We start from the raw sequence: 23,614 nt of genomic DNA, 5'->3' as shown, positions 1-23,614 counted from the left end.
GGGTGAGGAAGGTTAATGGTACAGTCCGAGACTTATTCCGAACATTTTGGAATCGGTTTTCTTGTCGGTCTTCAGATATGCTCCTGTGGCTTTGACGAACCACACGTTGGTGTGTTTTTTTATAGTTACAGGCATTTGATATTGTATTTGCAATTTTCCGTGCGCATACGATGCTCCATAATAGGTTATGTCGGGTAAAAGCACACTTTGGGCGTATTCTGTGGACGGATCGTTGAGTGACAGGTCCGATGATAGCGAAATGTGATATCCGGCTTCTGCTTCTATCCATAATGAACGGTTGTTTTTGCGCAGGAATGAATATCCGCCTTCCATGCAGATAGTTGCCTGGCGGACTGTAAGTGATGAAGACGGAAGATTGTATTGATCTTCTACCGATTGGAAATAGGCGCGTGCACCTGCGTAGGCTGTGGCTTCTCCGGTGTGATGATTACTCCACAACAGGCGGTAGTGCAGATTGGCATTGAGTAAATCGACGGTGTAACGTTCGTCATACGTGAGAAGTGTGTTCCAGTAGGAGGATTCGATACCTGTTACCGGATCTTTTTCTATTATTTTTTCCTGACGGTATTCGTCGGCTTTTCCTGTCTGATAGTTAATGGAAATGTCGATGATGTGTTCTGTGCGTCCGGATTTGATCCGGTTCATAGAAAGCAGGTTGTAGGTGGTAGTGTGATATTTTCCCGGTGAATATTTGATGTCTCCCCATACGTCTTCGTTGCCTTTGGCGTATGAAAGGGTGGTAAGCGTTTGAATCCGTTCGTTCTTATATTGATAAGACAATTCACCGCCAAATTCATGGTTGACGAATTCACGTTCAAAACCGGAGTAACCACCAGTGGTACCATCAGCATTTTCCATTCCGGTAAAGGTGTAGTATTTGAGGTTCGGATCGGTTTGTACGGTGGTGATGTTGGGGATTTTTTCTTTTCTGCGATGGTAATAACCGCTAAGACCCAGCGAGTGTTTGTTCCACGTGTAGGTGACGGCAGGAGTCAGTTGATAGTCTGCCAGATTGGTGCGTGAACGGGGGTCTTTTAGTCGGGAAAGATCTCCTACTTTATAATCCAGTCGTGCGCCGAAAGTGAAGTTTTTGATAGGCAGAGTGGCTAACGCTGCCGAGAGGTCGAAGTTCTGGAAGTCGTACTTTCCTTTGATGGAGCTTCCTGAAAAGTAAGGATTGGAGTGGTGGCTACGCAATACGTCGCTCCATGAACGGTTGAATTGCCGTCCCATGTCAAAGGTAAAACGCCCGTATCCGTAGAGAAATTTCCCAATTTTTTGGTATCGTTCTGAAGTGAACAATAATTTGTTTTGCTCATCACCGTCCTGAACCCGATAGTGTGTGCCTTGCTGATGAGAGAATTCGAAATAACTGATTCCCCGGTTGGTCAGCGTATCCAAAGAGAGCCCGGCAGGATTCAGGGTACGTCTCCATAACTGGGTAGCATCGGCGTACTCGTATTTTTCTTTTGTCTGTAATTCGATATCTTGGGCATGTATGTACAGTGCAGTTACCATCAGACCGGTAAAGAGTATATATCGATGGTTCATCATCATTTCTGAATTGGTTTAATTATTTCGTGAAGTAGTTGAAGAGACTGTACCGGAAGGTTATATGTTCTTGGGGCACAGTCTCTTTTGTTTTCTATTATTTGTATTCCCTCGGTTTGATTTCACTTGATACGGCAAAATCGTTACTGCTGTTATTGGTATCAGCAAGAATGGTGCACCCGTTTTCTGTCTTGGCTGTTTTGCGGTAGACTACTTCTCCGGTATATCCGGTGGTAGCCTCCGTGTATTGATAGCCTGCATCAATATAGTTGTAAAGACGTTTAGTGTTTTTATCTACTCCCGTACTTTTGTTTTTCAAACATTCTACACCATCCATTATGTATTTTACAGGGGTTTTGACAAACTTGCTTCCTTTATCCTTGCCGTCAACGTATACAGTTTCCCATGAGGTCACATCTTCATCTGTACTGAATAATACAACAGAACAGGGGCCACCTTGTACCAGGTTCATATTACTGATTGTGGGAAATGTTGTATATATCAGTTCCACAGCCGGGGTTGCAGGATTGTTGGTTGTTTTCCCCTGCGTATCTTTAGCCTCAAAGTCGGCTTTGGATAAATCTACTTCATTATTTCCTGTGTGGTCGATGGCGCTATTGGCAACGATTATCGAGGCTCCCGGTGCAACTTCTGCGACTACATTAGATGGGAAACGGTAAATCTGCTTTAGGTAAATATATTCCGGTGTGGAGCCAAGCGTATATGCAGGAGTACTTTCCGACTCTACCAGTCCGAAATAAAGTCCGGCTATATCAACGGTTTGGTCCGAGTTATTAAAGAACTCAATGTACTTACCTGCCAGATAATTTTTATTATTGTTGTCTTTGGTTCCTGCATAGTAAACTTTGCTGATAACAATTGATTGTTTGGCAGAAATACTTGTTTGAAGTTCGATGGTTGCTGACGAACCGACAGTATATTTCAATAGACTGCCGGAAATCACATAATTTTCATTTTGCGGATCGTTGCCTGTCATTTCTTCATATTCTTCTGCAGTGATTTCGCAGGAAGTAGAGATGTCATACAAATCGGGAATCACTCCTTCGAAAGTGGCTATACCTTTTTCGTTTGTAATGGCGGTGTATTTACCCATTGTAACAGTGTGCCCTGTATATAGAATGTCGGACTTGAATCCTTCGGGCATGGATACTTTCACTTGTACGGTCAATGCTTGTGTGGCATTGTCGTCAGAGGAACATGCAGCCATGATAACTGTGACAGCCGCAAACATCATTTTTGTAATAAAAGAAATTGTTCTATTCATATTGTGATTTATAAATTAAAGAATAATTCGACACCAAAACTGAAATTACCTGTATTACGCTGTACTAGCGTGTTGGAGGTAGAGTTTTTGAGAAAAGGTTCGTAAAAGAGTATGTTGTTGGCATAGAATGAAATGCCGCCTATATTGCCCAGCTCCTTGGTGAGGCGTCCCGCCATTAACCATGTAATAGGGGCTTTGCTTGGCACATTGTCTTTAGGATTCTTGCGTTGGCTTTTCAATGATACTCCTTTTATTTTGTAGTTCTCATCTGCCAGCATATCTGCTGTTATTTCATGATAAGAGAGGTCTGTGTCTATCCATCCGATAGGGTCCATCGGAGGATTGTTGCTCTTGGAATAATTGTACCAGATGGCTTGTGTTGAGAACGAAGCTACCATACGCAGTGCCGGGATATTGGTCACAATCCGCAGAGTGTTCGTAAAGCGGCGGTAAGTGCTATAGTTTAGCCCGGATGGATATACAATTTTGAATGGAATGGTATTGGTTACCTGATATTCAGTAGGTAGATCGGTAGGATTGCTACTGTTGATGTCTGTAGAGTAGGTCTTGGATTCCATATATGCTCCTGACAGATAGAATGAAGTGTGCAGTGCCGGAATCTCGCCGAAGTCAAAGTCCATTTCTATCCCTTTATTGATAGAGACATTCGTGTTTCCTATTTTACCGGTCGTACTGAGTACAAGGTCCGTGCGTTCTGGATTATCCCAATCTATTTTTGTAGCTTGTCCAGGAGTGATAATCAGTCCTTTTTCCGCAGAATAATAGTTGGCTGTATACGTAAAATATTCTGTGGCCGATCCGAATCCGTTAGCGGTTTTATCATGATAACCGATGAGGCTTAATTTATGCTTGTCCGATAACTTTATGTCGAACCCTGCCTCCCATTTGCGATTGGTCGCATTCTTCAATCCTTTAGTTCGTTGCACGTTGTACACTTGGGTGTGGTACATCAATATTTGTCCGACTTTGTCGTCTTGAGGCATATAATTGGCAGCTACACGGTCGATGTACTTTTTGTCGGGATAGAGATAATCTAAACCGGGAGTTTTTGAGTTGAGTCCGAATCCTCCACGGATATTCAGCCATTTGTTGACGGAGAACGAAGCATTTACACGGGGAGAGAAAGAAAAGGTTGCTTCATCCGCCCACGGCTGTAAGGTGGTGAAACGTCCGCCTAACTGTATTTTCAGAAATCTGTTTTCTGATATATCCCAACGGAAGTTATCTTCTATGTAAGCGGCCATCTGATGGATGCTCGGAATATCGGAGAAAGGACGGGGACGTCCGTTACTGTTGGGTTGCAATGGGTAACGGTCGTCATCATTATAATATCCGCGGGCATTATTCCAGTCGTAGTGGTATTCCACTCCCATTTTGAAGTTCTGATATGTTTTCTTTGATTTTACGAAGAACGTGTTGCTGACTTTGGCATATACATTTCCGGGACGGCTAAGGGAACCTCCGCTTGCCTGATATGAGCTTTGCTCGAAAGGCACATTATAATACCCTGTTTCTGTGGCAGTAAGTATCGGTAGCAACCCGGACGAATTGGTAACAATGGCGCTCTTTTCCATCTCTGTTTGAGTATAGCTGACACCTAATGTGTAATTAACAGTACGTGAGAATGGTTTATTAATTGATAGTTTGCCATTATGGCTTAGTGAGAACAGCTGGTTGCGATTCTTTTGAAAAGTGCCGTCGTCGATGGCATCCGGGTCTTTTCCATTCCAGTCTTTGCCCATCATGTAACGTACCTTTGTGTCTGTATGCCAGATACGTGAAAAATCTTTGCTGTATCCCAAGCTAAAGGTGTAACGGTCGAATGACTTTGTTTTCTGGCGTGGATCTCCCCATGCTTGTGCATAGTCGAGATTGAAATTCAGGATACCGGCATCTTTGTTTAAACGCAATCCTTTACCGAGCGAGTAATTCATTGTTCCGGGATTTATCTTTCCCTTGATCTGCCAGGGAGTTTGTCCGATTTTGGAATGAACAACTACAAGTCCGGAGGTTAAATCACCGTATTCGGCAGAAGGAATACCACGGATTATTTCTACGGATTCAATATCGTCCGCACTAATTTGGCGTAAGTCTGTTCCGACAAATGCGGTACTTGAAAATCCTCCTTGCGATAGTGTACCATTGTTGGACATGGGAACTCCGTCCATTATGATACTCGAACCGAAGGCATTGGTGTTATTGTTAACAAGAGTACGGAGCTGTACATTGGAACGGGATGTCAGATCTGTATTTTTCATTAGGTGCCCCGGTATGAGTTGCATCACATCATCAAGGCTCATAGCCTGTAAATGGTCTATCGCTTGTCTGCCTATAATGGAGCTGGTAGATTCTCCGGCCGCATTTTGTTTTGCTACCACTACTACCTCTTTCAAAGCTAGCGAAGTGGGAGACATGCGGATCGTCAGATCCAGGTTTTGTTCAACGTTGATTTCCCGTTGCACAGTCTCGAAGCCTACATACGAAATATTTAATATGTATTTTCCTGTGGGGACGTTTTTTAGTACTGCCTTTCCCTCCATGTCGGTTGCGGCATAAGCTCCTAGCGGATTGAGAACGCAGGTTGCCATTGGTAGCGGCTGTTTGTTTCCCCTTTCCAATAACAGGATATGGATGTCATGAGTGGTGGTTTGCTTTTGAGCAGGATAGAGTAGAATAACGGATTCATTGATTTCGTACGTCAGTCCTATTTGCTTGCAAAGGTTGTTGAGTAAAGTGCTCAATGATGTCCCTTGCGGATAATTGAGTGTTACAGTCTGTTGGCTATTAATATTCTTCTCTTCATAGACAAAATGTACATTAGCAGCTTGCCGAATCTGGGTCAGTGCGGTACGTACCGGGATATTCCGTACTGATATGACCACATTTTGGTTTTGTGCCGATACATTGGCGGCAAACAGGATAATGGCTACTGTTTGCATCATCCGGATTAAAAGATATTTTTTCATATTTGAACAACGCTTTTTCCTGTTTAATATTGGGGACGGTTCTCTGTTATCTCAATAACATTTCCCTTCTGTCTGAAGTGTACATTAGAAACTTTGGATAATATATCTACTGCTTTTTGTAATGGTTGGTCGCGGAAGATGACTCCTGCAAACTTTCGTTCACGCAATTGCGGGTCGGTAAAGGTCATGTTGACGTTATACCAGCGCGAAAGTTGTTGCACAATAGTTTCCAGTGACGTATCGGTATATTCGTATATGCCGTTTGCCCAGGAAGTATATTCCTGTACCTGAACTGTTTGTGTATTAATTGTTTTTGATTGTATGACAGCTTGTTCACCGGGTGAAAGAGATTTTTGTTCTGTCCCTTTCTTTTCCTCGCAGTATACTTTTACGGCTCCTTCTTCCAAGGTTACGGTAGTTTGATTCTTCTCGTAAGTATTGACATTAAACCGCGTTCCTACTACTTCTACTATACCGTACGGGGTATGTACAATGAAAGGATGGAGCGTATCTTTGGCAACTTCAAAGAGAGCTTCTCCTGTGAGGTAGACTTCTCTTTTATTACCGGTAAAAGAAACGGGATAAGTAAGGCGGCTTTCGGCATTGGCGTGTACGCGTGTACCGTCTGAAAGCACGAGTTTATATTCTCCTCCTCTGGGTACATTTAAAATATGCTTTCCTGCATTCTTTTGTATACTCGTTTGAGTGTCGTATCTTAATTCTTTTTCTGTATTTTGAGCAACTTGCATGCCGTTTGCATTAAATATGGATTTATCTTGCGACAGCAGGTCGTAAGATTCTCCGTTATTTACAAACAGGGTTGCTTTCTGTTCCCCTCTGTGTGTAAATAGAGATTGGTCATATTCTGTGAGTGTGTAAAAACTGAAAGCTGCTATTAACAGGCAGGCAGCGGCAGTGCTGCTCCAATAGGTGTACATTCGTATCCGTTTACGGTGGCGGATGCGTTGCTGGATTGATTCCCATGCTTGTGCTTCATCGCATTGTGCCGCAAATTCATTTACCCGTTTCAACCGGTACCAGTTGAGCAAAGTAATCAGATTTTTCTCCGTTTTATTATGATCTTCTTGATTCATCTTTTCTCTCGTTTTATTATATGATCCGGAATTGTGTAAAATGGGTGTCAAAAACGAGAGACTTTTTTTCTTGGAAGATTTATGATAGGTTTATCAAGAATAAAGATACTAGAAGTAATTTCTCGTTTTTACGCAGTTTCTTCATCGCTCTGGCAAGATAAGTCTTTAATGTATTGACGCTGATATGCAGTTCGCTAGCTACTGCTTTATAGCTTTTGTTTTCAATAACGACACCATAGAGTGCTTTCTTTTCTTGTTCGGGCAATGCTGCTAAAGCTTTTTCCAACTCCTTTTCTTTTTGTTCACGTTCATTCTCTTCAAGGCTTTCACATATATATAGGTATTCTTCTTCGTTGAGAAGAATATCGCTGGAGTCTATCTTTTCTCGTTTTTCAATGAATTTCAGTGATGCATTGCGAATACAGAGATAGGCATATCCTTTCAGATTGTCAGTAATGGTTTTATAGAGCTTCTTTTCCCAGAATGAAATAAAAAAACTTTGAACGATATCTTCGGATTCGGAAAAGTCATCTGTAATCTGTACTGCATACATACATAAACGGATATAGTAACGCTGAAAGAAAAGGTTGAAGGCCCTCTCTTTATCCGTACTGAATAGACTTACTAATTCTTTATCCGTTAAATGGTTCATTTTTATAATAGAATTACGCAATGCAAAATAATATAAAAATCTTAAGATATAATACTTCTTGTTTATGTTTTTATGATAAAACGTCATTGAAATACCTATTTGTAGGTATTCGATATCTTTTTGAAAGTGTAGATGTTCAGTCGGAAATGCAGCTGTAAGGCCGGAAACATGGGAGATTTAGGCGTTTTTTTCTATGAGTTTTTCTTTTGAAGGGAATAGAGGGATGGAATAGTTATAAAAAAAGAAAAAGAGTTCTGTTTTAGAACCCTTCTGCGATGTTTGTGGAGCGTATCGGACTCGAACCGATCACCTCGACACTGCCAGTGTCGCGCTCTAGCCAGATGAGCTAACGCCCCTTTTCTATCTTATATGATAACGTTTGTAAACGAATCTTTTTTGTTGCCGCAAATATAATGCATTATTCTGAAATAATTGCTATGTTTGCGGTAAATAATAGTATGAAATTAAGATATGCTGATTTATAATACAACTTTTCAAGTGGACGAGGATGTTCACGACAATTTCATGATTTGGATAAAAGAAAGCTATATCCCTGAAGTACAGAAACACGGTGCTTTAAAGGCACCGCGCATTTGCCGGATATTAAGTCATCGGGAAGAAGGAAGTGCGTATTCTTTGCAATGGGAGGTGGAAAGCAGTGGGTTACTGCATCGTTGGCATTTGGAACAGGGAGTACGTTTGAATGACGAACTGGCAAAAATATTTAAAGATAAAGTGATCGGGTTTCCGACCCTGATGGAGGTGATAGAGTGATTCAACCGGTAAAAGAAAAGATAATCCTGGGGATTGACCCCGGTACGACAATCATGGGATACGGTGTTCTAAGAGTGAAGGGAACCAAACCCGAAATGATTGCGATGGGGATTATCGACTTGCGTAAATTTGCCAACCACTATCTGAAACTTCGCCATATCCATGAACGGGTATTGAGTATTATTGAAAGTTATCTGCCTGATGAGCTGGCTATTGAAGCGCCTTTCTTCGGTAAAAATGTACAATCGATGTTGAAGTTGGGCCGTGCACAGGGGGTAGCGATGGCAGTGGCGTTGAGCCGGGACATTCCGATTACGGAATATGCTCCTTTGAAGATAAAGATGGCTATCACCGGAAACGGGCAGGCATCAAAAGAACAGGTAGCGGATATGTTGCAGCGGATGTTGCGCTTTCCCAAAGAGGATATGCCTACTTTTATGGATGCAACAGACGGATTGGCGGCAGCCTATTGTCATTTCCTGCAAATGGGGCGGCCGACAATGGAAAAAGGTTATAATAGCTGGAAGGATTTTATAGCGAAGAATCCGGATAAGGTGAAGTAAAGCGACTGATTATAGGGATAGATATAAAGGAAATATCTAGGGGAGGTTTAAATGAAGATGGGAAGTAATTATTTAGCAATATTAGGGGTGACTACAGTGACAACAGTAATGAGCTGCTCCCCTGCGAAAAAGGAATATGCTTCTTTTGAGCTGTATCCGGTTCGTACGGGAAGTCTTACGGAAATGGAATATACGCCGTTGGCAACCAAATTTTATCTTTGGTCACCAACTGCAGAAGAAGTACGCCTGATGCTATATGATGCCGGTGAAGGCGGACATGCTTATGAAACAGTAAAGATGGAGCCCACAGAAGATGGAACCTGGACAACTTCAGTAGATAAGAACCTGCTTGGTAAATTCTATGCCTTCAATGTAAAAATCAATGATAAATGGCAGGGAGACACGCCGGGAATCAATGCCCATGCTGTCGGAGTGAATGGGAAACGTGCTGCCATTATTGACTGGAAGACTACAAATCCCGAGGGATGGGAGAGTGACAGGCGTCCTTCTCTGAAATCTCCTGCTGATATGATTATCTATGAAATGCATCATCGTGACTTCTCGGTTGATTCTACTTCGGGAATTAAGAATAAAGGTAAATACCTCGCATTGACTGAACACGGGACCATGAATTCAGATAAGTTACTGACCGGTATCGATCACTTGATAGAACTGGGAGTGACACATGTACATCTTCTTCCTTCCTCTGATTATGCTTCTATCGACGAAACAAAACTGGAAGAAAACCACTATAACTGGGGATATGATCCGGCGAATTATAATGTGCCGGATGGCTCTTATTCAACTGATCCTTATCAACCTGCCACTCGTGTGAAAGAGTTCAAACAGATGGTACAAGCATTACATAGAGCTGGTATCCGTGTGATAATGGATATGGTTTATAATCATACTTTTAATACCGTTGAAAGTAACTTTGAACGTACTGTTCCCGGTTATTTTTATCGTCAGAAAGAAGACGGGACATTGGCAAATGGTTCCGGATGCGGTAATGAGACGGCAAGTGAACGCCCTATGATGCGCAAGTTCATGATAGAGTCCGTTCTTTATTGGATAAAAGAATATCATATTGACGGTTTCCGTTTTGATTTGATGGGAGTGCATGATATTGAAACCATGAATGAGATCCGGAAAGCGGTGAACAAGGTTGATCCTACCATTTGTATTTATGGAGAAGGTTGGGCAGCCGACACTCCCCAATATCCGGCAGATTCGTTGGCAATGAAAGGGAATGTTTCCCACATGCCGGGAATTGCCGTATTCTCGGATGAATTGCGTGATGGGCTTTGCGGACCTGTGTGGAAAAAGGAGAAAGGTGCTTTCCTCGCCGGAGTTCCGGGAGCAGAAATGAGTGTTAAATTCGGTATTGTGGGTGCTATTGAGCATCCGCAAGTACGGTGTGATTCTGTTAATTACAGTCAGAAACCGTGGGCGGAGCAGCCTACCCAGATGATTAGCTACGTTTCCTGCCATGACGGTTTGTGCCTTATTGATCGCTTGAAAGCAAGTATGCCGGGAGCTACTCCCGAGCAACTGGTTCGACTTGATAAGCTTGCGCAGACGGTAGTCTTCACTTCGCAAGGTATTCCTTTTATCTATGCAGGAGAAGAAGTGATGCGCGATAAACAAGGAGTGGACAATAGTTATAAGAGTCCGGATGCAGTCAATGCTATCGATTGGCGACGTAAAACGACGAACGGAGATATTTTCATGTATTATAAGCGACTCATAGATCTGCGTAAGTCCCATCCCGCTTTCCGTATGGGAGATGCGGAAAAGGTTCGGAAGCATCTGGAGTTTCTTCCGGTGGAAGGACAAAACCTGATTGCATTCCGCCTGAAGGATCATGCGAACGGAGATAGTTGGGAAGATATTATCGTAGCTTTTAATTCCCGTATGACTCCTGCGCGTTTGGAAGTGCCTGTTGGTAAATATACAGTGGTATGCAAAGATGGCGTGATAGATGTGCGTGGATTAGGTACGCAGACCGGACCGGAAGTAATTATTCCCGGACAGTCTGCATTGATTATGTACAAGTAACTTTTGTTTGAAGATTAAGAATCATTTTCCGGTATACATACCGATAATAGTTCCTGTAAACCCACCTGCTTTATGGGTGCTTAAGATGGTGGCATCTAAATCGTTGACTACTTCTTGCCATTTCTTCTTGTCGAAAGATAGGGTGAAGCTGTATTTTCCACCGCGTCCAGTGATACGAAGGTAAAGAGGGAGGTCGGTTCGTTTATCCTCTAGTGTAAATGTACCTTCAGTTGTCTGTTTGCCATTGTCAGTACGGACTACAGTAATCACTTGTTTTCCTTCCCGGATTGTTTTGCCAAAAATGAGATTGAATTTTTCATTCTGATAGCAGACAAGTCCGGCAAATGTTTGTTCATTGAGCGGAGTGAAACTCATTTCCGTAGTAACAGTGAAATTGGTATGTTGCTGACGATGACCAATAAAGGCGGGAGCACCCACAGTATAAATATCAGAAGCGGCAGGAGTCAGATGAAGTTTGCCTTCGTGAATACTCCACCAGTTCTCTCGCGGTGTCCGGATGAACAGCCATTCCAAAGCTAATTTCTCATCGGTATTGAAGTCATCTCTCCATCTAAAGTTACCTGTAAATGTTTGTGGCGTAATTCCGGCAACATCAGCTTTCCAATTTTCGGGACGTACAACAGTAGGAATTGCTTTCCCTTTTTCCATAATGACAGGTGTTCCCTTTTTCCATGTAACCGGAAGCAGGAATGTTTCACGTCCGGTATGGTATAAGTCACCTTCATAAGGGCGGCAAGCCAGGAATATGGCAAACCATTGTCCGTCCGGTGTTTCAATAAGATCGGCATGTCCTGTGCAGGTGATTGGATTGGCACGGTCTTCGGGGAGATCGCGTTGCGTTAAGATCGGGTTGTCGGATACGGGTCGGTAGGGACCTTTCACATGGTCGGAGGTGAAAATAACCTCTGAATGATTGACGGATGTGCCACCTTCAGCAGCCATCAGATAATATTTTCCTTTGATTTTATAGAGATGGGGTCCTTCTATCCAGATAGGGTGTTTGCTTTTGTCTACGCCTCCATCTACGATGACTTGTTTTTTCCCGAATGTCTGGTCGGTGCCCGGATCATAGTTGTGAATCCAGATGGCACGATGCCCGTCATATTCCGGTATTCCTATTGGTGCGTCATTATGAACGAGATATGCTTTTCCATCTTCGTCGAAGAAGAGGGAAGGATCGATTCCGCCAACTTCAGGAAGAAGGATCGGGTCGCTCCAACCTTGTTGCGGGTCTTTCGTTTTTACAACAAAATTGCCGATGCCATCTACGCAGGTGGTAACCACATAAAAAGTGTCATTAGCAGGATTATAGCTGATGGCTGGTGCATAAATACCTCCGCTTAGGCGGATGTTGTCGAGTTTTAATTGTGAGGGACGGTCGAGTACGTGTCCTATTTGTTCCCAATGTACGAGGTCACGGCTGTGTAGGATTGGGATTCCCGGATAGTAAGAGAAAGAGGAATGTATCATGTAATAGTCTTCTCCTTTCCGGCAGATACTGGGATCCGGGTAAAAACCACAGACAATCGGATTCCGGTATTCATAGATCGAATCAATCGGTGTTTCGAAAATAACATCTTCTCCCTGATATTCGAAGAAGTCGAAAATGGCTTCATTTGTTTGGGGAATGGATTGGCATCCGGTTATATTAAATCCGGTAGCTATGGTAAACAGGATAATAATTAGAGAAAAGAAAATCTTTTGTGTCGTCATGGCTCTACTTTATTAATGAATGAAATGGAACATTTGTGATACACGGCAAAGATAACGGCTTCTTTTCTAATTCGGATTCTTGTTTGTAACAAGTCTTATTCTGTTTGTTACATCTGTTGTTCTTTATATTCACTCGGTGAAATTCCGTAAAAGTCTCTGAATGTATTGGAAAAATGAGAGAGGTTGGAGAAGCCTGTAGCGTATGCAACTTCCGAAACGCTTAGATTCTTCTCACGTAGCAGATTGGCAGCTTGTTTCAGTCTGATAGAACGAATGAAATCTCGTGCTGACTGATTAGTCAACTCCTTTAATTTGCGGTGCATATGTACGCGGCTCATTCCAACGTTGGCTGCCAGCATCTCTACATTAAGGGCAGGATCGGCGAGATGGTCATTGATGGTTCTCATTACTTTACTCATTAAGATCTCATCATTGGACTTCATTTCTATCTTTGTTATTTTTTCTTCTACTTGTTGTTCACCTACCAGTTTGCCGCGCAGTCTTTCCCGATTGGCTATCAGATTACTGATAGTAGTTCGTAATAATTCAGTGTTGAATGGTTTTACGATATAAGCATCTGCTCCAATTTCAAGCCCTTCGATTTGGTCTTCGGCTTTCGATTTGGCGGTTAATAATATAATCGGTATATGATTGATATTGATATTCTGTTTTATTTTCCGGCAGAGAGTGATCCCATCCATTTCGGGCATCATAACATCACTGATGACGAGATCGGGTTTCTCCTTCAAAATGGTTTCCAGTCCTTCCCGTCCATTTGTACATTCATAGATACGGAAATCACTATCCAGTTCGCTACGTATGTAGCGGCGTATTTCTTCATCATCTTCTACAATTAAGACGCGATAACGTGTTTTTGCTTTGGGTTTCCTGTACTCATTGGTTTTGTTTTCTTCTTCCGTTTCATAGATCGAATCTTTGGGAAGTTGGGAGATGGTTGGTTCGCTTCCGGTTTCTTCAGGATTTTCCAGTTCCTCTGCTTTCAAGTGATTACTACCTAACGGTAGGCGGATGACGAAACGGGTTCCTTGTCCGTCTTCGCGGTTTTCTGCTTTGATGATGCCGTGGTGCAGTTCCACTAACGACCGTGAAAGATGCAGTCCGATTCCTGTACCGAAATTAGATTGTGTCATGTCGTTGTCAATCTGATAGAAACGCTCGAATATTTGTTCTATTTTGTTTTTGTCAATACCGATCCCGTTATCGGTGATATCTATTTCGAAATAATCTTTCAAAGCACCCCGGTAGGCATCGTTGTGACCGGTTTTCAATAACACTTCGATATTTCCTCCCTCATGTGTATATTTGAAAGCATTGGAAAGGACATTCATCAATACTTTGTCAAAGTTATTTAGATCAATCCATACTTTCAGAGAATCAGCACCTTCCAGTTCTTTTTCGAAAGTAAATGTGATGTTCTTTTTTTGCGCTTGATAATTGAATGTTTGCATCAAGTCATTGATAAATCCTACGATATCTGTTTCCCGGAATTTCAGATGCATTTGTCCTTTGTCCAGTTTTCGTATGTCCATCAGTTGATTGATTAGGCGTAGAATACGTTGGGCATTCCGGTAAATCATGAGATAAACCGGTTGTTTCTCGGAATGTTCGGCTAACAGTTTCTCTAACGGGCTGATGATAAGAGTCATCGGGGTACGTATTTCATGTGAGATATTAATGAAGAATTGTAATTTGGCTTCGTTAATCTGTTCCATGTGTTTTTGTCGCATCACTTCTTGCCGGTGGCGGATACGTGACAGAATGTACATGGTAAGAGCATAGATTAGTAATGCTCCGAGGCATCCCCAGATTACTTTTGCCCACCAGGTCTGGTACCAGGGTGGAGTGATGGCAATAGTAACTGTGCGGATATTAGAGAAATTATTATGGTCGCGTGCCTGTACGGAGAAAGTGTATTTCCCCGGTTTCAGACTGCTATAAGTCACCCGGTTTGTTCCCGGTTGCGTACTGATCCATTCATCGCCTAATTCTTTTATCTTATATTGATAACTAATCCGGTCGGGATTGCTGAATTCCAAAACAGAAAAATCAATGCTGAATGTATTTTCATTATATGCCAGTGTAAATTGCTCGGTATCCATGACAGCAGTATCAGTGATGACATTGTTGCCGGATTTATCCCCTTTTTTCACAGGGCGGTTAGCAACGTGAAAGCCGGTAATCAATACATTCATTTCTTTTTTGATTTCGGTGATATCCTGGGGGTAGAAAGCTGTTACTCCATTGGTACCTCCAAAAAATATCTTGCCGCGTTTATCTTTAAATACAGCAGTGCGTGTAAACTCATTTCCTTGCAGACCGTCGCCTGCATAATAGTTGATAAACTTCTTTTCCGGAGGATTCAGTTTGGAGATTCCCTGATGGGTACTGATCCATATATTTTTTTTCTCGTCTTCAGCCAGGCCGCAAATAATATCACTGGGGAGTCCATCGGCAGTAGTGAAAAGTACCGGTGTTAGTCTGTCTTTATTCAGGCAGACCAGTCCTTCGGAAGTACCAGCCCAGATCTCTCCATTACTACTTTCCAATAAACTGTAAACGACATACCCGGGGAGGAGATTGTTTTGCTTTTTATAATTGATAAAATTGTCCGTTTGAGGATTGAGTACGGCCAGACCTTTATAAGTGCCGATCCATATCATTCCCTCTTTATCTTCCAGTAGGTAGCTGATCCAATCGTTCGGAAGACGGTTGATGCTCCAGTCATCGTTTTCGTTGCGGGTAGATTCGTAATAGGTGACATGTTGAGTTGGTAAATTGATTTTGTATAAGCCCGAACCATAAGTACCCACCCAGAGATTCTTGTTTTTGTCTTCAATGATGCAGGAAACTTTGGGCTTGCCTGCGTTAAGATTTCCTTGTAAAAGAGAGGTGGCATCTTGACATGTTCCGGTTTGTTTGTTCATCCGTGCCAGACCATCGAAGTAAGATCCTAGCCAAAGTTCCTGATTGGAATCTTCATAGAGACATAGGATAGTGCCGGGGACAGATTGGGGATTACCTGCCTGATGGGTGTAATGGCGTAATTGTTTTCCCTGATCGTTTATGGCATATAATCCGTCGTTATCCGTACCTATCCAGATTGTAGCTTGTTCATCTGTATGAATAGCCATAACACAGCTGGAACCAATAGTGTTGTTGTGTATTGATTTGTAGCCATAGTAGTCGAACTTGTTTGAAATGCCGGGCACTAGTATCAAACCTTTCTGAAAAATGCCCAGCCATAAATTGTGATCTTTATCTTCGATTAACGAGTGAACCTTGGATTTGGAGAAGTCAAAGGGACCCGCATTAATCTCACTGTCCACAATAATATCTTGTTGAGGCTGATATTCTTTTACTCCTTCACCGTCTGTTCCTATGATAAGTTTTCCACGGGTATCAATGATGAGAGTCCGGATATTCAAATTCATCCGGTTTTGGTAGAGGACAGGTTCGAAGTTTCCTTCCTGTCGGGATGATAGTCTGAAAAGACCTTTTGTCAAGGTTCCTACGAAAATTTGTCCGTGTGCATCCTCACAAATGGCAGAAACGTCATCGCCTGCTATATGATAAGGTGCTTTATAGCTTTTAAGCTCTTTACTTTCCGGAGAATAACGGTACAGTCCTTTTTCTTCTGTAGCAATCCATAAATTTTGCCGGGAATCTTCGAAAATGACATTCAGGTAGTTACTACCTATCCGGTCTGTCAGTTCGGTTTCGATATGGAAGGAGGCGGGATTGCTGTTCTTTTTTAGGGATATGGCGCCTTGTCCGGAAGTTGCTATCCAAAGATCTCCGTTCCGGCGTTCAATAATGGAAGTGATATGAGGATTTTTTCGTCCGTCTTTCCGAGAGATGAATAATTCGTGAAAGTTATCTGTGGCGCGGTCATATCGTTGTAAGCCATTGATGCATCCGATCCAGAAATTACCGCGACTGTCTTCGAATAATGTCCGTACATAGTTGTTTTTCAAGCTGGTGCTATCCGTAGCATTATGTCGATAGATCGAGAAACGTGTCCCGTCGAATTTATTAAGTCCGTTTTCGGTAGCTATCCAGATAAATCCTTTCCGGTCCTGATATACGGCATTGATCAGACTGTTGGAAAGTTCTTTGTCTGTTGAATAGAATTTGCCGGTCTGTGCTTTCATAACAGGAGTGCTTCCTATCAGGAAACAGTATATGGAAAAAAGGAATAGGATTTGTGCTTTCATACTCATTAATATAAGCAGGGTTTATTGGTGCTTTTTATATAGACAAAGATACTATATTAAATTAAAATAGCATTAGCTTTGTTACTTTTCCTTTTACTGATGTTACGTGCAAACCCTTTAGGGATGCTTCTGGGAGGGGTATGTAACGGGTGTGCAATAGCTTGTAACGTACATGCAAGTGTATGTAACCGCCTGTCAATTGCTTGAAACAAAATCTCCACCTATGCTTGATATATTATCCATAAATTTGCATTAACCAAAAAAATGAATTGTCGGACACCTTAAAATAATAACTGCTTATGGAAACATGAATTCCTTACTCTATTCCTTATTATAAATAAGAAGAGAAAAACCTATAACTTGGATTAACCACTATCATTATTAATTAAAAAAATGATTTTATGGAAAGCACAAATCATTATTTTCGACCGTTAGGTCTTATCATTCTTTTCTGCCTCTTCCCTGTATGGGTATTGGCACAGACTGTTTCCGTGACGGGAGTGGTCAAAGATGCATCGGGCGAACCGATTATCGGAGCCAGTGTAGTAGAAGCTGGCACTACCAATGGTATAGTTACCGATTTGGATGGTAATTTTAAGTTGAATGTATCAGCCAAAGGTAGCTTGAAGATTTCTTTTATCGGATATCAGACACAAACGATTCCTGTAGCCGGGAAAAAGCAGTTTGATATTACCCTCAAAGAAGATGCAAAAGTATTAGACGAAGTAGTAGTAGTTGGATATGGTCAGATGAAACGTAGTGACCTGACCGGTTCTGTTGTATCGGTCAACGATGAAGCCATTAAGAAATCTGTAGTGACTTCCGTTGACCAGGTACTGCAAGGACGTGCTGCTGGTGTGCAGGTACAGGCTAATAGCGGTATGCCCGGTGGTAGTTCTTCCATCCGTATTCGTGGTATCAACTCTTTGAATGCCTCCAATGAACCTATCTTTGTCATTGACGGTATTATCATCGACGGTTCCACAGGTTCGGGAAGTGATAATGCACTGGCATCTATCAATCCTTCGGACATCGTCTCTATGGACGTATTAAAGGATGCTTCCGCCACTGCTATTTATGGTGCGCGAGCTGCAAACGGTGTGATTATGATTACTACCAAACGTGGACAGAAGGGTGAGGCGCAAATAACTTATGACGGATATATAGGATGGCAGGAAATGCCTAAAAAACTGGATATGCTGAATCTGCGGGAATATGCGGAGCATAAGAATGTTCGTTCAGGAAAAGACTATTCGGGAAATGATTGGGGAATAGTGAACAAGGATAATAACTTTGTTCGTCCGGATTTACTAGGTGAGGGTACAGACTGGCAGGATGAGATGTTCTCTAAAGCTATGATGACCAGTCATAATCTTTCTGTGACCGGAGGTACTGATAAAAGTAACTATGCTTTGGGAGCAGGCTACCTCAATCAGGATGGTATTGCTGTTGGTTCAGGGTTCAGGCGTCTGAACTTACGAGGTAGTTTTGATGCCCAGGTGAAGAGCTATTTAAAAATGGGTATTAACTTTGCGTTTAGTAATTCCCGTCAGAAATTGACTGTATCTGACGAGTCGTTGATTAGAACTGCTTTATTGCAGAGTCCGAGTGTGGCTGTTCGTAATGCTGAAGGCACATTTGACGGACCGGATACGGACGAATGGGTACAAACGAATCCGGTGGGTCTTGCCATGATTAAGGATAACCGCAACGAGAAAATGGGTATTCGGGCAAACACCTATGCTGAAGCTACTATCATTGACGGACTGACGTTTAAAACGGAATTGTCTTTCGATTATGGGGTAGCTAATACTTATAAATTTGATCCCTCATATACTTTTGGTGCGATTGAAAATACGGACCGTCAGGGGACTTTCTCCAAATCATATAATAAGTTCTGGAGTTGGAGAAATATCGTGAATTACATGAAAACTTTTGGAGTGCACAATGTGAATGCAATGATTGGTCAGGAAATGCAGGAGAGCAAATGGGAATATCTGATGGGAAGCCGTATGGGATATTTGTCCAATGCCGCAACCGACCTGACATTGGGAGATGCCGCAACAGCCAAGAATAATGGTAATAGTGGAGAAAGTTCGATTTTATCTTATTTCGGCCGTCTGTTCTATTCATACGATGACAAATATCTATTGACATTTACTCTTCGTCGCGACGGTTCTTCCAAATTCTACAAAGATAATCGTTGGGGATGGTTCCCGTCGGCTGCTTTGGCTTGGAAGGTTTCCAATGAATCTTTTTTGAAAGACAACAATATTATTAATAATCTGAAATTGCGTTTAGGATGGGGCGTTGTAGGTAATCAGAATGTGCCTAATAATGCATATAAAGCCATTTATTCATCTGTTGCTACCGTTTGGGGAACAGGATTGCTGGCTGGCAATACTCCGAATCCCGAATTGAAATGGGAGTCTACTTATTCAAGTAATCTGGGACTTGATATTAATCTTTTCCAGAACAGGATTGAATTGATTGCCGATATTTATTATAAGAAAACAAATGATTTGTTGTTGCAAGTGCCTCTTCCTGCTTACGTGGGAACTTCAGGTCAGGGCTCTACTTCCGCACCCTGGAAGAATGTGGGTTCTTTGGAGAATAAAGGACTTGAGTTGACTTTAAATACAGTGAATATTGATAAAGGCGGATTCCAATGGAGAAGTAACGTGGTATTCTCTATGAACCGTAATAAAGTAAAATCGCTGGATACGGCAACCAGCCTGATAGATAAGAGTAATCAGACAGGCGAAACAATAACCGTACTGACGCGTACATCAGTAGGAAACCCTATCGGACAGTTTTATGGTTATAAAGTGATTGGCCGCTTTGAAAAGGCTACTGACTTTTACTATAAAGATGCTTCCGGAGCAATTAAGCCGGTAGCATTGCCTGAAGGTATGTCGATTTCCAAGAATAGTGTCTGGATTGGTGATTATATTTTTGAAGATGTAAACAAAGACGGTGTTATCAATGAACAGGACCGTACTTATATCGGTAATCCTGAACCGGACTTTACTTTCGGCTTCGGTAACTCTTTCTCTTATAAAGGCTTCGACTTGAGCATTAACCTGACCGGATCGGTGGGAAATGAAGTTGTAAACTGGGGGCGTCGTGAACTTGAAAATCCACGGGGCAATAATAATATCCTGAAATCGGCGTTGGATTATGCACAACTGGCTTTGATTGATCCGAATGGTCCGGATGATTATCGGAATATACAGATTGTAGGCGGTGACCCTTATGCTTGCCGTATGGCTATTGCCAAAGGGACAGATGATTCCAATTATCGTTTCAGTGACCGCTTTGTGGAAGATGGTTCTTTCCTGCGTATTCAGTCTATCTCTTTCGGCTATACGTTCCCGCGTAAATGGTTGGCACCGATTGGTATTCAGAATCTGAAACTTTATTGTAACCTGCAGAATGTATATACATTCACAAAATACAAAGGGATGGACCCGGAAATAGGTTCTGCCAATCAGGACGCTTTGCTTACAGGCTTTGATAACTATCGTTATCCTTCTCCGCGAATTTATACATTCGGTCTGAATTTAACCTTTTAATCATTTAAAGTGACTAAATATGAAAACAAGTAAATATATATACTCTTTCATGTTGGCTGTAGCTTTGGCGTTTGCAGGATGCAGTGACTTCCTCGATTCTGAAGATAACTCCAATATCGCAGGAGATAACTTTTATCAAACGGAAGATGATTTCCGGGCAGCAACAGCTCCTTTGTATAATAAGGTGTGGTTCGACTTTAACGATAAGTTCTATTATGGACTGGGTGATGGACGCGGATTCAACCTTTGTGCGACAACCTCCAATTATATCTATCCTTTTGCCGATTTGACCGAAACCGGATTGACGGGGCCGTTAGTTTCGGCTTGGGGCTCATTATACAATATAGTACAGCAAACTAATAAGATTATTAACGGGATCAAAGGTAACTCATCCAATAGCGAAGAAGTGAAGAACCCATATATTGCTGAAGCACGGTTCATGCGTGGAGTTGCTTATTCCTATCTGGCGATGTTATGGGGAAATGTTATTATTAATGAAGATACGGATGAATTGGTAGCTAATCCAATTGTCAATACCAGCCCGGTAAGTGATGTCTATGAATTTGCGATGCGTGACTTGGAATTTGCGGCAAAATATTTGCCGGAGGTTTCTTCTGCTGCCGGACGTGTCAATAAATACAGTGCCTTTGGTATGTTGTCGCGTGTTTATCTGACGTATGCCGGTTATAGTAGTAACCCTAATAGTGCGACCCGTAATCAGGACTATCTGGATTTGGCAAAGAAAGCGGCTTTAAAAGTGATAGAAAACAGAAATTTTGAACTGATGACTGACTATGCCGATTTGTTTATGATTGATAATAATAACAACTCGGAAACACTGTTTGCTTTGCAATGGGTTAGTAATGGTACGTATGGAGAATGTAATACGATACAGGATTATTTCGCTTGTGAGTCAGCTATTACTGGTAATGACCGTGCATGGGGCGGTTATGTTTTTGCACAACCGGACGTGATTTGGGAGTATGAAAAAGGAGATAAACGACGTCAGCCGACTTGGATGGCTTATGGCGATCATTATCCTGAAATACAGAAAGCAAACGGAGGATATACTTGTGAGAAGAAAGCATCGGGTACTGTTTCCGGAATTTATTGTAAGAAATATGTTTGTGGTTCTAGCAAAGATAATGCGAAGATCACTTCCGGAAGTACTCCTATCAATACTTACATGTTGCGTCTGGCAGAAGTATATCTGATTTATGCAGAAGCTATATTGGGAAATAATCCTTCAACAGATGATGCCGATGCAATGGAATACTTTAACAAAGTGCGCAAGCGTGCCGGTTTGGAACCCCAAAATTCGATTACTTACGAAGATATTCGTCGTGAGCGTAGACTGGAACTTTGTCTGGAAGGACAGTATTGGTATGACTTGGTACGTAGAGCTTATTATAAACAACAGGAAGTACTCAATTATATCACCGGACAGGATAGGGGTACTGCTATCCCTGTAGTATGGGATGCGGATACACAAACTTTGAAGAGAGATGAAGATTCGGATGAAACAAAACGTGCCATAGGTGATATCGATTCCAGTATATTTCTTCTTCCTTATCCGGAATCGGAGACAGTGCAAAATCCTTTGTTGAAAGCGGATCCTGTGCCTTATGCATTTAAGGAAGACAGAATAACCGATTTGTTTAACTAAAAACGAGAATACGAATGAAAAGCTTGATATATAAAAATAGTATGAAAGCATTTGGCTTATTGGTGAGCCTGCTCATCTGCTCTTGTTCATTTGTTTCGTGTGACGACGATGACGATAATGGCGGAAGTTCTGTGATGAACATAACCGGGATCTACCTGGAAGACGCGAAGTCGAATGTTCCTGACCGTTTGGTCGATTTTGCCCGTTTGGGACAACTGATCCGAATTGAAGGTGAAGGATTCAACGGATTGAAGAAAGTGTATATTAATGGATATAACTGTTATTTTAATCCGGTATTTGTTTCGAATAAATCTTTTCTGGTTAGTGTGAACAGTAAAGTTCCGACTACAGAAGCTGACGAGAATGTACGTAATACAATTCGTTTGGTAAAAGATGGCGGTGAATACGTTTATGATTTCCAGATTCGTGCTGCTGCACCGTCTATAACGAGAATCTCCAACTGTATGCCGAATGTAGGTGAACCTATCATTGTTTATGGAAGTGGATTGACGGAAATAGCAAAAGTCGTTTTCCCCGGAAATGTGGTGGTGACAGATGGTATTACTTCTGATCTTGACGGTGAATATTTTATGGTGGATATGCCTGCCGGAGTTTCTGAAGAAGGCGGTTCTATTTTCGTAGAAGGTTCGAATGGTGGTGCTTATTCTCCTGCTTATTTCAATTATAAGAAAGGCTTGTTGTTGAACTTCGATGGAGTGGGTGCACAAGGAGCATGGGGCGATTCTGAAAGTATGATTCAAACAACCGAACTGGAATCTGCTTCGATTGGTGAAGGTAATGTGTCGCAAGGTGCTTACTGTCGTTTGCCATTAGAAAGACAGTTGCCGGTGGCAGCAGCGAAGAATCGTTGTGCTGAAGTTTGGACAGCTGGTAATGGCACTGATCCTGACTGGTTGACGCTGGGTGTCCCTGCTGAAACTCCTGTTGCCGAATGTGCTATTCAGTTTGAAATTTATGTGCCCGAACCTTGGTCTGAATCCGGATTCCTGAAGATTTGTGGTCAGAACGGATTCAATGGTGGAGAATGGGAGAGAGACTGTTATAATTACGTACCGTGGCTTGTAGGCGGAAAGATCGTTCCTTTCCAGACAACCGGTTGGCAGACTGTAACTGTTCCGTTCAGTGAATTCTACAAATCGAAAGCATCCAGCGGAGCTTGGACCACTTTTGCCGATGTGGCCGCTACCCGTGCATCTGCTTCTTATGCCAACTTCGGTTTCTATTTTGAGAACTCTGATATTACATTGGATAAGATCACAGGTGCGAGCTCGGATAAAGAAACAGAGTTTCTATCCAAAACAACTTCCGTGAAGATTTATATTGATAACTGGCGTGTCGTACCTTTGACGAAGCCGGAATATACCGATTTCCCGGATGAAGAAGAGGGTGCAGAATAAT

13 protein-coding genes and 1 tRNA gene are annotated in these 23,614 nt (G+C 42.1%); 6 read left to right on the top strand and 8 right to left on the bottom strand.

From position 1 onward, the window contains the following. Window positions 1-12: 12 nt before the first annotated feature. From NXX38_RS23815 to NXX38_RS23790, 6 genes are all read right to left on the bottom strand, one after another. Window positions 13-1,578 (bottom strand): DUF6850 family outer membrane beta-barrel protein, encoded by a 1,566-nt coding sequence (locus tag NXX38_RS23815; RefSeq protein WP_258981402.1) that lies wholly within the window; start codon window positions 1,576-1,578, stop codon window positions 13-15. A gap of 91 nt (window positions 1,579-1,669) precedes the next feature. After that, a complete protein-coding gene (locus tag NXX38_RS23810; RefSeq protein WP_258981401.1) occupies window positions 1,670-2,857 on the bottom strand; it encodes a DUF4876 domain-containing protein in 1,188 nt (395 codons plus the stop codon). 8 nt (window positions 2,858-2,865) lie between these two features. Then, complete coding sequence (locus tag NXX38_RS23805) at window positions 2,866-5,844, bottom strand: TonB-dependent receptor (RefSeq protein WP_258981399.1); 2,979 nt, start codon at window positions 5,842-5,844, stop codon at window positions 2,866-2,868. Between the two features lie 23 nt (window positions 5,845-5,867). Further along, a complete protein-coding gene (locus NXX38_RS23800) occupies window positions 5,868-6,938 on the bottom strand; it encodes a FecR family protein (RefSeq protein WP_258981397.1) in 1,071 nt (356 codons plus the stop codon). 79 nt (window positions 6,939-7,017) lie between these two features. Further along, entirely contained in the window at window positions 7,018-7,590 is a 573-nt protein-coding gene (locus NXX38_RS23795) for a sigma-70 family RNA polymerase sigma factor (protein ID WP_004321495.1), read from the bottom strand. A gap of 282 nt (window positions 7,591-7,872) precedes the next feature. Further along, window positions 7,873-7,946 (bottom strand) — tRNA-Ala (locus NXX38_RS23790). 115 nt (window positions 7,947-8,061) lie between these two features. Between NXX38_RS23790 and NXX38_RS23785 the strand changes: the two genes are divergently transcribed. From NXX38_RS23785 to pulA, 3 genes are read left to right on the top strand one after another with little or no spacing between them, the layout of a single operon-like run. After that, entirely contained in the window at window positions 8,062-8,364 is a 303-nt protein-coding gene (locus NXX38_RS23785; protein ID WP_032844683.1) for a DUF4286 family protein, read from the top strand. Then, on the top strand, window positions 8,361-8,927 hold the full coding sequence (gene ruvC, locus NXX38_RS23780) for a crossover junction endodeoxyribonuclease RuvC (RefSeq protein WP_004300848.1): 567 nt from the start codon (window positions 8,361-8,363) through the stop codon (window positions 8,925-8,927). The genes NXX38_RS23785 and ruvC overlap by 4 nt, the downstream gene beginning before the upstream one ends. Before the next feature lie 51 nt (window positions 8,928-8,978). After that, on the top strand, window positions 8,979-10,985 hold the full coding sequence (pulA, locus tag NXX38_RS23775; protein WP_258981394.1) for a type I pullulanase: 2,007 nt from the start codon (window positions 8,979-8,981) through the stop codon (window positions 10,983-10,985). Window positions 10,986-11,006: 21 nt separating this feature from the next. On the opposite strand, the gene NXX38_RS23770 is transcribed toward pulA, so the two are convergent. Together NXX38_RS23770 and NXX38_RS23765 are read right to left on the bottom strand one after the other, a co-directional pair. Further along, window positions 11,007-12,719 carry a glycoside hydrolase family 43 protein gene (locus NXX38_RS23770; RefSeq protein WP_258981393.1) on the bottom strand — a complete coding sequence of 571 codons (1,713 nt, stop codon included), beginning with the start codon at window positions 12,717-12,719 and terminating at the stop codon, window positions 11,007-11,009. 107 nt (window positions 12,720-12,826) lie between these two features. Next, a complete protein-coding gene (locus tag NXX38_RS23765; protein ID WP_195649536.1) occupies window positions 12,827-16,960 on the bottom strand; it encodes a two-component regulator propeller domain-containing protein in 4,134 nt (1,377 codons plus the stop codon). A 395-nt stretch (window positions 16,961-17,355) separates the two neighbouring features. Between NXX38_RS23765 and NXX38_RS23760 the strand changes: the two genes are divergently transcribed. The 3 genes from NXX38_RS23760 to NXX38_RS23750 are packed head-to-tail and all read left to right on the top strand — an operon-like array spanning window position 17,356 to window position 23,613. Beyond that, window positions 17,356-20,529, top strand: a complete 3,174-nt coding sequence (locus tag NXX38_RS23760) for a TonB-dependent receptor (RefSeq protein WP_195649535.1) — start codon at window positions 17,356-17,358, stop codon at window positions 20,527-20,529. Window positions 20,530-20,548: 19 nt separating this feature from the next. Further along, window positions 20,549-22,195, top strand: coding sequence for a RagB/SusD family nutrient uptake outer membrane protein (locus tag NXX38_RS23755; protein ID WP_195649534.1), 1,647 nt, complete (start codon window positions 20,549-20,551; stop codon window positions 22,193-22,195). Window positions 22,196-22,209: 14 nt separating this feature from the next. Then, window positions 22,210-23,613, top strand: a complete 1,404-nt coding sequence (locus tag NXX38_RS23750) for a glycan-binding surface protein (RefSeq protein WP_195649533.1) — start codon at window positions 22,210-22,212, stop codon at window positions 23,611-23,613. Window position 23,614 lies beyond the last annotated feature (1 nt).

It is taken from the genome of Bacteroides sp. BFG-637 (assembly GCF_024793605.1).
Classification (GTDB): domain Bacteria; phylum Bacteroidota; class Bacteroidia; order Bacteroidales; family Bacteroidaceae; genus Bacteroides; species Bacteroides vicugnae.
The sequence above is the reverse complement of the archived record's forward strand: the minus strand, read 5'-3'. Positions and strand labels throughout refer to the sequence as shown.

Bases quoted from the DNA above. Each gene is read 5' to 3' on its own strand.
- NXX38_RS23770 (WP_258981393.1), bottom strand. From the start codon at position 12,719: ATGACGACACAAAAGATTTTCTTTTCTCTAATTATTATCCTGTTTACC.
- NXX38_RS23800 (WP_258981397.1), bottom strand. From the start codon at position 6,938: ATGAATCAAGAAGATCATAATAAAACGGAGAAAAATCTGATTACTTTG.
- NXX38_RS23785 (WP_032844683.1), top strand. From the start codon at position 8,062: ATGCTGATTTATAATACAACTTTTCAAGTGGACGAGGATGTTCACGAC.
- NXX38_RS23805 (WP_258981399.1), bottom strand. From the start codon at position 5,844: ATGAAAAAATATCTTTTAATCCGGATGATGCAAACAGTAGCCATTATC.
- NXX38_RS23750 (WP_195649533.1), top strand. From the start codon at position 22,210: ATGAAAAGCTTGATATATAAAAATAGTATGAAAGCATTTGGCTTATTG.
- NXX38_RS23795 (WP_004321495.1), bottom strand. From the start codon at position 7,590: ATGAACCATTTAACGGATAAAGAATTAGTAAGTCTATTCAGTACGGAT.
- NXX38_RS23815 (WP_258981402.1), bottom strand. From the start codon at position 1,578: ATGATGATGAACCATCGATATATACTCTTTACCGGTCTGATGGTAACT.
- NXX38_RS23755 (WP_195649534.1), top strand. From the start codon at position 20,549: ATGAAAACAAGTAAATATATATACTCTTTCATGTTGGCTGTAGCTTTG.
- pulA (WP_258981394.1), top strand. From the start codon at position 8,979: ATGAAGATGGGAAGTAATTATTTAGCAATATTAGGGGTGACTACAGTG.
- NXX38_RS23810 (WP_258981401.1), bottom strand. From the start codon at position 2,857: ATGAATAGAACAATTTCTTTTATTACAAAAATGATGTTTGCGGCTGTC.
- NXX38_RS23760 (WP_195649535.1), top strand. From the start codon at position 17,356: ATGGAAAGCACAAATCATTATTTTCGACCGTTAGGTCTTATCATTCTT.
- NXX38_RS23765 (WP_195649536.1), bottom strand. From the start codon at position 16,960: ATGAGTATGAAAGCACAAATCCTATTCCTTTTTTCCATATACTGTTTC.